The sequence below is a fragment of the Mesorhizobium sp. dw_380 genome (genome assembly GCF_018588885.1).
GTDB lineage: Bacteria > Pseudomonadota > Alphaproteobacteria > Rhizobiales > Rhizobiaceae > Mesorhizobium.
This window is the reverse complement of record NZ_JAFFIW010000038.1, coordinates 1-13884: the sequence shown is the minus strand read 5'-3', so window position 1 is coordinate 13884 and position 13884 is coordinate 1. Positions and strand designations below refer to the sequence as shown.

Here is a 13884-nt window from a genome sequence, read left to right as displayed (position 1 = left end):
CTTCGGATGTTGCGAGGCTGGGCTGGAGCAAACTTTGCACCGATGAGAACGCAATGAAGGAGGCATCATGGAACTCCCGCAGGTGGAGTTAGACCTATTCCTCGAGATGACTGATGATATCGCTCAATCCGAACAGTTGTTCGAACGGATGTCTGCGTTTGCGCTGAAGTTCGATTGCCCGTGGATTGCCTATGGCCCGCTCGCATCAAAACAGGGGGTTTTCAAGCCGAACCGAGAGGGTTCTGTGGTGATGTGGAATTATCCTGCTGAATGGCAGGAGCGCTACTCGAGAATGGGCTATGCCAAAATAGACCCACTCATCAAGAAAGGTCGAAAGGAGGCGGGGCCCTTTCGATGGAGCGAGGTGTATACCGATGAAAGCATAACTGAAGATGGACGCCGCGTCTTGGACGAAGCAGCAACATTCGGCTTGAGGTCAGGCGTTACCGTCCCATTACATGGCCCTGGTGACAGCTTTAGGTTTGTGAGTTTTGCTCAATCCTCGGACTGCGAATTGCAGAATAGAACGATCACCTACCTGCAAATGGCCGCGCTGCGGTTTCATCGGATGGTTACGAAGTTCGACACTACGACTGCGTCGGAACGAGTACATAACCTGTCTCCGAGAGAAATACAGTGCATTGATTGGGTGTCGAAAGGAAAATCGTCATGGGAAATAGGAACTATTTTAGGCAGATCACGAAATACGATAGATTTCCATTTAAAAAATGTAATGCGGAAGTTGGATGCGACCAGCAGAACGGTAGCTGTTGTAAAAGCTTTGAAAGTTGGGATTATCGAACCGCCGTAGGTGCGCAGCTAGTTCTCCGCCCGTAGTAGCGCGCGTGATAGCCGAGAGCTCCGGCGTGCGCTCGCTCTTCGAAGCCCCAGCGCCTCGTCCATCTCGGCCTCGAGCACCTCCTGCATCACCCACCTCGTTCGATCTATCCGGGTTTCAAAGCAGAATGTCTTTGACGGCAGCGCTGGCGGTCTTACTTTCCGTCTTGATCATGGCGGCGTTCCTTCCAGGGAATCGGTGACGTTGAGCACCACCCTGTCATGACCGCCCGCTCTCAGCGAATTTGCAGAACTCAGCACGCCATTCTGTCTTAAGCGACTGACGCATGAGTGATGTGTGTCCAAAATCTGACAGCCGTCAGAAAACATGTCGGGTTCAAAACAGCGGAGCGTCTTGGGCCTGTCGGGCTTTTCGAAGCCTATCACGCAGTAACTGCGCGCCAAGGGCACTGGCACGGCCTTTGCTGGTCGAGGTGCGGCAATATAGTGTGAGGGTTAAGCCGCATGAGAACACGGAACTCGCTCGACGTAAGGGATGATCGACCTCATCCAGAAAGCTTCTCTCCGGCGGGTTCGAGGGTGCTGCGCGCGCATCTCGGCGACGGGCCAGCGATCGACGATTGAGGCTACATCTCCGGAGCGAGTGATGCCTCGAAAATTGCAATGCTGTCTCTGGTCCGACGCGCTGGAAGTTTGTGAAGAGTCGGCCCGGCAAATCGGCGAACCGGTCGGCTTAGGCTGCGAAAAAGGGTAGATGGCCGCGTTGCCGCGGTGGATCAACAGGCGGTGTCAGAAAGCCAAAGGCACACGTACACTATCGTGGCGCTTCGCAGGAGGTAGATGGGAGTAATCACCAGTGATTTTACCGGAACTTCGCTCAGCAAACACAGCCGGCAGGGTTTTGGAGATAACGACGACCACGGGATGTGTCGTAGGATGTTCATATTGTCCCCAGGACAAGTTCGCGGTCCGGCAAAGAAAAGTGTCTCATGCGAGTCATCTGGGTCTTGAAGATTTCAAGCGGTGTCTGGCCCGCGTACCGACTTCCGTCGACATTGGTTTTGCGGGATACTCCGAACCTTGGCTCAATCCGGACTGCACCGAAATGGTGGAGCACGCCTTCGCCAAAGGCCATGGCATCAGGATTTTTACGACGCTGGTGGGAATGAACGGGCAGGACCTGCAGCGATTGCAAGCCTTGCGCTTGGGCGTATTCGTGGTCCATGTTTTCGATGACGGCACCTACATGAACAGCCGCCTGGTCGGAGACAAGTATCGCGATCTGGTTCGTCAACTCGTCGACGCGGACATCCCCTTGATCCGATTCGTGGCCTTGGGCGAGCCCCACCCAGATATAGCCGACATTATTCCTACCGAAGCACTGATAAAAGCGCGGCCGGTGAGCAGTAGGGGTGGAAGCGTCGACCCTAAGATCGTTGCACCACGTCAGCCAGTGCTCGGAGCCCTAACCTGCGTGGACGAACGACAGTATCGGAATGTTCTTCTTCCAAACGGCGACGTCACCCTGTGCTCCATGGATTTTGAACGGAGTCACGTATTGGGCAACCTTCTATATGAGGGTTACTCCGATCTGTTTGAAAAGCCAGTTTTTCGCGAAATCGTCGACCGCATGAATGGAGCGGATGGTTTTCTGCTTTGCAGAATGTGTGAATTCGCCGATCCAAACGACCGGACCTGGGCGGATGCCGGCCGAGAGGGCGTGCCTGGCAATGCGGATGGCCCCACGACAAATGCACCTGCTCGCGACGCCATCGTGTTTTCGCGTGAGGCGCGGCAGTGGGCCTCGACCACATCGAAAGGGGTCTTCGGCTTCCAACCGAGCTTGTCGGCCTGCCTGCCTTGAGGTAACGCCGATCACAGGTCAACCTCGGTCGGACGGAAACAGCGTTCGTCGATCCCGATCAGCGCTTGATTACTTACTCACGGCCCACCTCGTCAACGCCTTCAGCCTCCCAGACGATCTCCTGTTCGACTCGCCTGAAGGCAGCAGCCCCAGCTGCGGCCGGGGATGGTTGCCGTCGCGGTAGTTGACGCTCTCGAAACCGATGCGGCCCTTCGCCAGCGCGTCTCCCGGTTGCTTCCGCCTGGCCTACGAACGGGCTTTCCGTCAAGGGGGTCCACGGCGGCCCCGCCCTTTTGATCCGGCGGCTCGGGCCAGTTATCGCGCAAGAGATCGGAATCCGCATTCTTCTCAAAGAGAGCGTGGCTTTCGCTGTGTCATCGGTCATCAAATAGTTTCTTGAATCAGGTTGGTGTCCGCAGCCCGAGGTTGAACGGCGAATATTGATGACCGCCGCGAAGCCGCTCGCTCGCTACGGCGCCATCGAGGAGCGCGCTCGCGAGCGGCTTCGCTACCGCCGAGCGACACAACCTCTGGCGACGCGACCCTGCTGATCTCCTTGGACCCATTCATTTGTGCGGAGGCGCTATGGGCAGCGATGGGTGGGTACGTCAACTACCTGATGCCATAGTATCGGTGCTTTCGCGGAAGGTTTAGAAGCCATCTTGTTGCAGCACATTCCCCGAAGACATCCGAATGGAGGGCAACGCAACCAACAATATTCAATGAGGATCCCGGCACCACCAGACCAAACCCAGACCAAACAAAGCTGCCTCCGGCATTCTGCTTCAATGTTAAACGACGAACATATGCCGCAAACCACTAGCCATTAAACAGCTCTCTTCTTTGACGACTATGTGCAGAGGACTTAATATGGACACCGACGCTTTCACGGCTCATGAATCTAGCGTTCGTCGTTATTGCCGGGCGTTCCCCACCGTCTTTACGAAGGCCCTTGGGGCGACGATCTGGGACGAGACGGGTAAGCCCTTTATCGATTTCCTGGTGGGTTCCGGCGCACTCAACTACGGGCACAACAATCCGGATATTATGGCGCCGGCGATTGAATATCTCGTCGGTGAGAACATTCTTCTGTCGCTTGATATGCATACGGCGGCAAAGCGTGACTTCATTGAAGGGTTCGTCGATTGGATCCTGAAACCCAGAGGCCTTTCATACAAGATTCAGTTTCCTGGGCCGACCGGCACGAACGCCAACGAAGCGGCTCTGGCGCTGGCGCGAAAATACACCGGCCGCTCGAGCGTCATGGCCTTTACGAATGCGTTCCACGGCATGTCGCTCGGCTCTCTAGCGGTGTCGGGCTCGGCCTCAACCAGGGAACTGGGAGGCGTCGCTCGCCACGATGTGATCCGTGTTCCCTATGACGGCTATCCGAGCCAAGCTTTCGATTCCGCCAGTTACATCGACAGCGTTTTGAGCGACCCGGGGAGCGGCATAGAAAAGCCTGCCGCAATCATTCTGGAGACCATCCAGGCAGAGGGCGGCATGAACGCCGCATCCGCAGCGTGGCTCACGGAAATTCAGCGCATTTGCCGCACGCATGGCATTGTTTTTATCGTCGACGACATCCAGGCAGGTGCGGGCCGAACTGGCGACTTCTTCTCATTCGAGTCTGCAAAAATCGAACCGGATATTGTTTGTCTTTCTAAGTCCCTTAGCGGTTCAGGTAGTCCGTTGTCCATCGTTCTGATTCGACCCTACTTGGATATATGGAAGCCCGGAGAACATAGCGGGACCTTCAGAGGAAACAATTTCGCCTTCGTGACGGCAGGAGCCATGTGCAAGATGTGGTCGGATAGGAAATTTACTGCAGGTGTCGAGCGGACAGCCGTCAGGCTGCAAACGCACCTCGATCGCCTGGTTGCGAAATTTCCAAGATACATCGAACAGAAGCGCGGCCGCGGTCTGATGGCCGGCCTGAAATGCCGTTCACCGGCAGTTGTCGGCCGCGTGCACGATGTCGCATTCGAAAATGGCCTTCTTATCGAATCCTCGGGGCCAAATCGCGACGTTATCAAAGTCCTCCCGCCGATAACCATCACCGATGCCGAACTCGATCGTGGCATCACCATCCTTGAACACGCACTACAGGAGCAAGACAATGCCTAGTCAGATATCTCAAGTGCCAGCCATCTCGCCGGTTTCGATCAAAGAACGGACCGGGTCGATCAACACGGCGGAGATCATCTCGGTCCTGAAAGGTGAGCTCACCGCTCTGCACATCAAGCAAGCTTTCAGCACCGAAGTAGCAGAGGAGATCACTACGAACTTTATTGGAAGCTCCGGTCTCAGAGAGCGTAAAGATGGTGTGCCCGGACAATATGTCGGTGCATCTCACTACAGAAAGGATGCAGCCACCTATTTCGCAGACGCCGAAAACGCGCGGCCGTACGTCGATGCCCTTTTTAAGAATTTGGTTGACCCGGTTCGAGCAGTATTCGGGGCGTTGAAGCGAGAGCTTCACAACCAGGGAATCGAATTGCGGCTAGCGCGTTCCGAACACGGCCAGGCCAATGTTTGTCGCGGCCTCAGTTGGTCGGGCACAGGCACGTTTTCCTTGGATCCCCACGACGACGTCGCTCAAGTCTTACGTGCTGGCGATGATTACGAGCTTTCTGCGGTGGCGCACAATACGGTCGCAGCGCTCAACCTCTATCCCAGCATGCCTGAGGAAGGCGGCAATCTGAAGCTCTGGAGCCACAAGCCGACGGTTGCGGACCGGATATCGCAAGGTGTGGAGACCACTGGATACCCCTATTCGGCAGCCTATCTGGAGGCCGTCCCTTGCCGCGAGTTCGAGCTCAAAACTGGGGATATCGCCCTAATCGATGGCGGCTTCGTTCACGGGGTTACCGGTCAATCAGGCAACGGAAAGCGTCGCGTGCTGCTGAATTGCTTTTTCGGATTTGCGCGGCCAGATCTTGTTCTCTGGTGGACCTGAGTGGATGTCCCCGACCGCGGGTCATATCGGCCTGAGTGGGAGCGCCGCGGCGAACAGAAGCCACAAAAGCTCCTGAACCGTCTAGCAGGAGCGGGAAGTAGTCGGCGGTGGCCAGGGAGGCGCCGCCGACGTCGTCCTGATTGTGGGCGATACAGGTGCCGCCCCTCCGGTGTTCAGCTTTGATTGTGCCGATGACGGGCTCGACCGCGTGGCGGTTCCCTTGTCTCGCGATTCATTTCCGGTGTCATGTTCCACCTAGTGCTGAAAACTCCAACCTGGGCTTTGCGGCACGTTGTGCCAGGATGCGCCGGCTACTCAGGGCAGAAGAACTCTTCACCCCAGAACTGGGTATTCGGGTCTCTCCACCCAGGGCGCGCCAGCTCCTCATCCGACAGACTGAAGGTGTCTTCGGGATCATATCAGACGGCCATCAGCCGCATCGGAATTCGGCGGTTCGCAATTTGGATCACGTGAGACTGGGGAGCCAATTTACCGCAAATATGCACTTTTGAAAGGACGTCCAAATGTCTCCGGTGGAATTCACAGCGGGCGCTGCAAACGCCAGTCATTTCCGCAACACCGCTTCGGTCATTGATCGGACGCGAATGCATTTCGAACGGGCTCACCAACGTGGTCTCATGGGTGTTTACGGGCGGTCTTTAGAGGGGAGGGCGGTCATGATCACGGAGGGCGAGCGTCGAGGCGATACCATGGCCGACTACGTACGTTGTTGCTACCTCGGCTTGGACAATCATCCAGCTATCGTTGCAGGCGCGGTTGCCGCGATAAAGGAATACGGATCACTCCACTGGTCTTGTGCACGCACGCGCCTGAATTTCGGACTCGTTGGTGAACTTGAGGGATTGCTTTCCCAACTCTTTGGGGCGCGGATTATTACTTACTCGACGGTTATGATTGCCAACATGGGCGCACTGCCAATCATCGCCTCCGGACATTTAACGGGAGGTCAAAGACCTGTCATGGTGTTCGACCGTCTGGCACATGCCTCGCTTGCCTTTCATAAGCCAGTTGTGGCCGAGGAGACCCAAGTCGAGACAATTCCTCACAATGACCTCGATGCTTTGGAGCAGCTTTGCCGCAAGCATCCAATCGTCGCTTACGTCTGCGATGGCGTCTATTCGATGGGCGGCTTCGCGCCGATCGAAGGGCTTCTTGAGTTGCAGGAAAAGTATGGCCTTTTTCTTTACATCGACGACGCACACGGAATTTCACTATTTGGCGAAAGTGGCGAAGGTTTTGCGCGCTCGCAATTACCCAACGAGCTAGGTGAGCGCACGATCGTCGCGGCGTCCCTCGCCAAGGGCTTCGGCGCGTCGGGCGGCATGCTCATGCTGGGAACGGCATATCAAGAAGAGCTATTTCGTTGCTACTCCATTCCGCATGCCTTCTCGGCTTCGCCCAACGTTGCAGCTGTCGGTGCCGCTATGGCCTCGGCGAAAATCCACCGCACGAGCGAGCTCAGGGTTCGCCGAGATCAATTGATCGACCGCATCGCCCTGTTCGACGATCTCATCAACACAGATCAGCGAGGCGCTCCTCTGCCAATTCGCATGATTAATGTGGGCGATGAATTTGCGGCTATTGATTTCGCAGCACGCCTATTCGATGATGGCTTTTACACTTCCGTCACGTTCTTTCCGACGGTCGCTCGGGGCCATGCGGGCATACGCATCTGTCTTACAGCGAGTCACGATCTGTCAGACTTGGCGCGGCTCTGTAATAAGATTCAGATCCACGGACAATCCGTGTTTACCGCAACAGAGGAGCCTCACTGAACACCAAGAATTGTCAGTCGTCCGTGAACAACGAGATTAGTCAGGCTTCGAGTCCTCTCGGCTGACTGGGCTGCGATGAGAAGCCACAAAACCTGTGAACCAGTTGAGCAGGAGGGAGAAGTTGTAGCCGGCGGCGGCGTTGAGGGCGTCGCCCTGCTGGCCGGCGAGGAGTTGCGGCTCATCCGGTGCTCAGCCTTGATGTGGCCGATGCTCTATGGGCTTGCGAGCGTGTGGCCGCCATAGGGATTGCCGGGCAGCGCTTTTTGCATGCAGGGCGAACTGGCCGCCCGGACGCTTCAGCGTGGTGGCCACCGACACCTTCCCCCCGAACTCGTAGGGCATATGCGCCTTCCCTTGCCAATGCATTCCACCTCGTGCGCGTGCAGGCAGTAGATCTTGCGGACGCGCTGGCGCTGACGTTGCTGGAGAACGGTGGCGGCCTGGTAGAGCGGCCATTTGAAGAGCGCGTCCAGCCCCGCATTGCCGGCGATCTGGCGACCAATGTCGCGAATGGTCCGGCCGACATAGTCTTGAGCCTGCGCAGCGCCTTGTTGGCCCGCTTGAACTGCTTGGCGTGGGCATAGCGCTGGTGGCTGATCAGCGCCAGCTTGCCGACCCGCACATAGCTCTGGCGCAAATGGAGGCCCGTCCTCTTGGCCAGCCGCACCAGCCGCTCGCGCGCCCGGTGGATGAGCTTGGCGTCGGTCGGGAACATGACGTTCTTCGGCTGCACGGTGGTGTCGGTCCTCGGACTGATCCGGGGATCACCTGGCGCGTGTCGGCCGGCTTCATCGCCCCGGTCTTGACCGCAAGGCTGAGTCTCGCCTGCAACAGCGCCACGATCCGCTCCTCGCCCATGCGGCTGCGCCAACGCGTCATCAACGAGCGGTCGAACGGCAGCGTATGGCAAAAGAACGTCTCCCGGTGAGATACTGGAAATAGGGGTTCTCCACCCAGCGCTCGCACAGCACCTCGTCGGACAGGTTGAAGGTGTGCTTGAGGATCGCCAGCCCCGCCATCAGCCGGGTCGGCAGCGGCGGCATGCGGGGGCCGTCCGAATAGACCGCGCCAAAACGCTCCTCCAGCATCGGGCAGTCGATCGCATCCGCCAGCCGCACCAGCTCGTGCTTCATGCTGATGATCTGGTCGAGCCTGGAGCGGAACAGGTCCTGCTCTCCCGTCTCGCGCTTCTCGCGTGGCCCCGACATTCGCCGTCCCTCGATTCGCCCGCCGCCGGCCGAGCGAATCACGTTTCGGTTACAGCGTCTATGAAGCGCCCCGCCCACTTGTCTGATTCTAGGAAGGCAGACTATGTACAAAGGGCCGATTCAATTTGAATTCTAGAACAATCGTCATGCCACTCCATATGTAGCAAACCATTTAGTATGCGAAGGATGCGACACTTCCCGCTCTCGGGACTGGTCAACATGAGCTGAAAAAGGAAGGCTGCGACTTCGCAAAGCCCGGCGTGAGACTGGGCTGCTTGCGGAGCCGTCATGCCTTTGATCATCTTGTCGCAAAAAGAGCTGCCGCTCACGACCGCATCGCTCTCGGCGAATCAAAGAGCACGGAAAACGTGTATCGGATCGGGCACACTCACCATCGTAAGCTGCCATGACAGGTCGAATGTTCGCAAGTGCGACCTCGGCAAGCTGCGAGGTGGCGACCTTTACGTACAATGGCGTTGTGTTGATGCTTCGGTGCCCTAGAAGATCGACGACCTCGTTGACCGGCCTTCACTGCTTGACGAGCTGGGTAGCAAGACTGTGGCGCAGGAGATGCGCACCTGCGACTCGCCCGAGTTCAACCCCGCCATGTCGCAAACGCGCATTTGAATGCTGCCACGGGCGGCGTGAAGGACAGGAACAGATACGGACTATCCACCTTCGGTCGAGCGCGCAGGACGTAGTCGGCGAGCGCGGCGCCGGTCTCCTCGAGCGGCGGCGCCACCCGATCCCGCTTGCCCTTGGTGCGCCGGACCGATACCTCGCCAGCACGCCAGTCGATATCCTGCAGCTGAATGGCGCGTAGCTCACCGTTGCGAATGCCCGTCGTGGCGAGTAGCAGCAGGGCTCGATCGCGGATGTCGACGGGCGTCGTTGCGCCGATCGCATCGATTGTCGCCGAAGGTCATCCCATGAAGACGCGGCGGCAAATGCGCCAAACCGCTTTGATGGGTCCGCGGCTTCGGTGCCGGCGAAGCCCTCCGCCTCTACCTGCTGGCCATCCAGGCCCAGAAGCAACTGGTCCTCGGGCAGGCCCTCCGCCCTTGGCCCGAAGCGATAGCGCTGCAACTCCTTGATGATTTGGCGGAGCCTCTCATTCTCCGCACGCGCGGCCAGAAGCATCGCCTGAAGCCAAAACCTCGAGGCGTTGACGGCTGAGCACGTCCTCGCTGCTGTCGAGCATCCGCTGTCGCTATCGGCCACCACCTCCCGCCAATGAGGCGTCCTTGGAACGACGCGGCCGAGATCCTGTCATGGTGGCCTTCGGATGTGAGAAGTCGCCGCCGTGCGCGTGATGCCAGGGCTCGCTTGGCTTGACCACGGCCCTGTCCGAAGGCAGCCTGTTCCAGGCGTTCGCCATGGCCCCTAGTGCAGCAGGTCCGTAAGTTCGCGCATGCGCAGAATGTGCGGGAGTGGCCGGCGCCGCGTCCTTCGTCACTGAATGGTTTGTGCCGCCGGCCGACAGATTAAGAGGGGGCGAACTCACCGCCGTTGACATCGATGATGGCGCCGTTAATGAAGTCGGAATCCGAGCGAACAAGAAACTTAATGACGCGGCTGATGTCTTCGGGCCTGCCGAGCCGGCCGATCGGGATCCGCGCGAGTGCAGCGCGGTTTCCGGGCCTCTCGGGCGGTCCCGTCATATTGCTTAAGACACGGCCAGGGCAGATCGTGTTCACCGTGATACCAAGCCCGGCGTATTCGCTCATGATCGACCGGGCGAGCCCTGCAAGCGCGCTCTTCGAGGCAACGTAGCTCGCTCCGGCGATCTTCGGCTGCGTACGCGCCGCGAGTGAACTGATCAGGACGATACGGCCTTGCCGGGCTTCCGCCATACCGGGCAACACCTCGCGGCAACAGAGGAAGGCGCCCGTGAGGTTCACCCGGATAACATCATCCCATTTGGCAAGCGGCATATGGCCGAGAGCGACACGCTGATCGTTTGGACCTTTCGGCGAGTAGCCAGCATTGCAGACAAGCGCGGATACCGTTCCCCACCGCTCGCGGACATTGGCGAAGAACCGGCAGACGCCGCGTTCGTCACGGAGGTCGACCGTGTCGGCGTGGATATTCCAAGCTGGAAAACGGGCGCGTAGATCGACAGCGGCAGCCTCCACCCGCTCTCTCGTCTGGCTGAAGAAAGCGACGCGCCAGCCAGCGTCGATTAGATGCGCGACGGTCGCAAACCCGATCCCGGTTGCCCCGCCGGTGACGACCGCAACGCCCATTGATTTGGTGTTTTCTGTCGTCATCAAACGGAACCCACGTCGCGCACGACGTTCTGGTCAACCGCGCCGCCGAAAAGGGAAAGAGCAGGATGGGCGTTGGGGGCGGCGACGACCTTGACTAGCCACGGCCTTTCAGAGGCGAGCGCCTCGAGAGCAGGCCCTATGTCGTCCGGTACCCTGACGACGGTCGCGCCGCAACCGCACGCCCGGGCGATTGCTGCGTGGTCGACTGGAGCGAAATGGCAGGCGCTCGTACAGGGTCCTAACGGCATTGCTTCGGCATGCCTTTGGAAGCCGAGCACGCCATTCTTTAGCACGATTACGACGACGGACACGCAGTTGCGTACCATCGGCGCGGCGGCGCCACAGGTCGATGTGTTGGAGGATTTGACAAAGAGCGTTGATCGTGACCGCAGCATGGACCACGAGGCACAGCGCCTCGTAGGTGCAACCGACCTCGGTTGGATCGACGCCGATATGGATGTTGCACGCGCCAGGCGTGATCTGGCGCCAACTGTCTGTTCCATTCTGGTTGGTGCGCGTTCCGACAGGCTCGCCTTGAAAGCCTCCGGAAGTGATGGCACGAGGATGGCCGCGGGCGGCCCGTTTTGGGTGGTAACCACTGCAATCCTGCTTAAGACGCGTTCAAAGTCGTCTGCCATGGCGCCCCCCATCTTCTCCTGCCGGTAGGCGAGCTGGCGGGATGCCAATCGTACCGCAGGCGAGGAGGACGGCAGACGGCAGGCTCTGGCCAAACAAGGGCTTCAACGCACGCGCGATCGCCTGTGCGACGGTTTCTTCCATGATCTAACCCGTGATAGTGTCGAGGAGCGCCGCGCGCTGAATTAGGAAGCGGTCGAAAGCATTTGCGACGAAGGCGATCTCATCCTCCCCCATCGGTGTTGAGAGGCAAGCGGCGGCCGCTTTGGGCAGAATGATGCCTTCCGTGGCGAAGAAGCGAGTTAATTCCGTCATCACGGCCACCTCCTGTAGGGTAAGGAAACTTTCTCGGAACTCTCGCGGCGGCTTGCGCCGCGGGTGAAGGCGAAAGAGGGAAGTGGCTCCAGTGACGCTGAAAGGGGCGCCGTGCCGCGCGATGATGCGTTCGAGCCCGTTTCGCAGTTTGTCCCCCAGCCGCTCGAGGTAATCGAAGGCAGCGCGGTCGAGGGCTTCCATCGCGGCGAGTCCTGCTGCCATCGAGAGCGGATTGGCTGAAAAGGTGCCGCCCTGCGGCAGAGCAGGACCGCCTGATGCGGCCTCGAAGACTGCCATCACCTCGCTGCGGCCTCCGATCGCGCCGATGGGGAGCCCGCCGCCAATGATCTTGCCGAGCGCGAAGAGATCGGGGGCGAGCCCATAGAGCGCAGAGGCGCCTTCGTAACCCTGTCGGAGGTTGAGAACCTCGTCGCTGATAACAAGGATACCGTGACGACGGGCCGTCTCTTGGATGGCGGATACGAAATCCGGCGTGGGCGAAATGAGCCCACTGCGGCTCGGCATGGGATCAACGAGGACGGCTGCGAGACGCCCTGCATGTTCCGTGATCAGCCGGCGCGCGCCCTCGGCGTTGTTGAAGCGCAAAATCACAACGTCATCGAGCACAGCTGGCGGCATGCCGCGATAAGAAAGAGTGGGCGCGGGATGTTCGGGATCGCCCCACGTTTGAGGCGTTGCAGCCTGGCTGACCTCGACCCAGTCGTAGGCGCCGTGATAGGCTCCCTCGATCTTGGCAATGGCGGGACGTCCCGTGAACGCCCGCGCCGCCTTAATCGCAAACATGACCGCCTCGGTACCGGTATTGACGAAGCGGATGCGGTCAAGATGCGGAATTCGGGCGCAGAGAAGCTCAGCAAGATCGATTTCAATCTCGGTCGGGTTGGCGAAGCAGCATCCGCTTCTGAGCTGCTGCGTCACGGCCTCGATCACGGGCGGGAAGGCGTGGCCATGGATGAGGGTCGTGAAGTTGCCGTTGAGGTCTAGGAGACGACGGCCATCAACGTCGACAAGAAACGCACTCTCTCCGTGATGCATGTAGCGGGGAATGGGATCGCGCTCGATAGTGATCCGCGTGGTGCCGTCCGGGAAAACCCTGCGCGCCCGGCCGAAAGTCTCGGCAGAACGGGGTCCGACGAGCGGAGGGGGGGGCAGGGCTGGTTGCTCTAACACCGCGGCTATCCTCTTGCTGTGGCCTGGGAATTACTCGCGCGACATAGCCGCCGCAAAAAATCAGAAGACAATTGTCCACCGCAGATAAGTTCAATTGCCTAGAGGTTCCCAGAAACAAAATTAGGTATCATTCACTTTGCGACGACCGCACTTGATTTTGCACTACAAGTTTCCTCTTCAATAGCTTCCCCTGGTGCGGCGACTTGAGGGGCTGATGATTGTCTTTGTTCACGGAAATGGAGAGATCGACCAACTGATTAAGTTCACCGCACGCTGAATTATCGCCTCGGTCCGGACACGGTCGGGTGAAGCGGCTATGACATGTCCCATGCGATCTCGATAGTCGCCTTTCCTCACGATAGGGGTATTGGGCTCGACACAAAATTGCACCTCTGCGACACCCGGTACAGCAGCAGCCTGACTGCCGCCATGGATCCAATCGACGATGCCATCACGGTCAGGAATTAGGACCCGGACGGCCACAATGTGTGAATGCCTTCTGCGCAAATCCCATTCGTGGCCGACGGCAAGCTTGATGTGTTCGGTGATAAGATCGACTCCATAAGCCAGCCGAACCAATTGAGAACCCGTCCCGCCCAAAAGTCGCGGATTCACTTCAATGACGACAGGGCCAAGCTTCGTCCACCGGAGTTCAACATTCGTGGGACCCCAGCCAAGGCCGAGAATTCGCAAGCAGCTCAGCGAAACGTCGGCGATTCGCTCGTGCTCGTCATCTGTCAGCGAGGCTGGCTGGGTGCCGCTATGAAAGACGAAATGCGGTGGGGGGCCGTAGTCAGCGGCGGCAATCGCAACGACCTCATTTCCCATTATCTGAGCGATATAATGC

10 protein-coding genes and 2 pseudogenes are annotated in these 13884 nt (G+C 58.7%); 5 read left to right on the top strand and 7 right to left on the bottom strand.

The annotated features are described in order from the left end of the window. Positions 1-67: 67 nt before the first annotated feature. From JT360_RS26510 to JT360_RS26490, 5 genes are all read left to right on the top strand, one after another. Positions 68-811 carry a LuxR family transcriptional regulator gene (locus JT360_RS26510; RefSeq protein ID WP_127330950.1) on the top strand — a complete coding sequence of 248 codons (744 nt, stop codon included), beginning with the start codon at positions 68-70 and terminating at the stop codon, positions 809-811. A 969-nt stretch (positions 812-1780) separates the two neighbouring features. Further along, entirely contained in the window at positions 1781-2662 is an 882-nt protein-coding gene (locus tag JT360_RS26505; protein ID WP_245466457.1) for a radical SAM/SPASM domain-containing protein, read from the top strand. Positions 2663-3532: 870 nt separating this feature from the next. Continuing rightward, on the top strand, positions 3533-4789 hold the full coding sequence (gene ectB, locus JT360_RS26500) for a diaminobutyrate--2-oxoglutarate transaminase (protein ID WP_127330948.1): 1257 nt from the start codon (positions 3533-3535) through the stop codon (positions 4787-4789). Then, the gene (locus tag JT360_RS26495) at positions 4782-5621 is read left to right on the top strand and encodes a 2OG-Fe(II)-dependent halogenase WelO5 family protein (RefSeq protein ID WP_126080647.1); all 840 of its coding nucleotides are present in this window, start codon (positions 4782-4784) and stop codon (positions 5619-5621) included. Before ectB ends, JT360_RS26495 begins: the two co-directional genes overlap by 8 nt. Before the next feature lie 524 nt (positions 5622-6145). Next, on the top strand, positions 6146-7417 hold the full coding sequence (locus JT360_RS26490) for an aminotransferase class I/II-fold pyridoxal phosphate-dependent enzyme (RefSeq protein ID WP_126080648.1): 1272 nt from the start codon (positions 6146-6148) through the stop codon (positions 7415-7417). On the opposite strand, the pseudogene JT360_RS26485 reads toward JT360_RS26490, so the two are convergent. From JT360_RS26485 to JT360_RS26455, 7 genes and pseudogenes are all read right to left on the bottom strand, one after another. Then, positions 7411-8625, bottom strand: a pseudogene (locus tag JT360_RS26485) (IS5 family transposase). The gene JT360_RS26490 and the pseudogene JT360_RS26485 overlap by 7 nt on opposite strands. A gap of 595 nt (positions 8626-9220) precedes the next feature. Beyond that, on the bottom strand, positions 9221-9463 hold the full coding sequence (locus JT360_RS33740) for a tyrosine-type recombinase/integrase (RefSeq protein ID WP_245466465.1): 243 nt from the start codon (positions 9461-9463) through the stop codon (positions 9221-9223). A gap of 119 nt (positions 9464-9582) precedes the next feature. After that, positions 9583-9765, bottom strand: a pseudogene (locus JT360_RS34140) (transposase domain-containing protein); the annotation flags it as partial. Between the two features lie 344 nt (positions 9766-10109). After that, positions 10110-10895 carry an SDR family NAD(P)-dependent oxidoreductase gene (locus tag JT360_RS26470; RefSeq protein WP_126080649.1) on the bottom strand — a complete coding sequence of 262 codons (786 nt, stop codon included), beginning with the start codon at positions 10893-10895 and terminating at the stop codon, positions 10110-10112. Further along, complete coding sequence (locus JT360_RS34135) at positions 10895-11221, bottom strand: thiamine pyrophosphate-dependent enzyme (protein WP_348526695.1); 327 nt, start codon at positions 11219-11221, stop codon at positions 10895-10897. Before JT360_RS34135 ends, JT360_RS26470 begins: the two co-directional genes overlap by 1 nt. Positions 11222-11678: 457 nt before the next feature. Beyond that, positions 11679-13037 (bottom strand): aspartate aminotransferase family protein, encoded by a 1359-nt coding sequence (locus JT360_RS26460; protein ID WP_245466456.1) that lies wholly within the window; start codon positions 13035-13037, stop codon positions 11679-11681. A 228-nt stretch (positions 13038-13265) separates the two neighbouring features. Continuing rightward, the coding region (locus tag JT360_RS26455) for an ATP-binding protein (RefSeq protein ID WP_502845491.1) at positions 13266-13884 on the bottom strand (619 nt) is incomplete at its 5' end.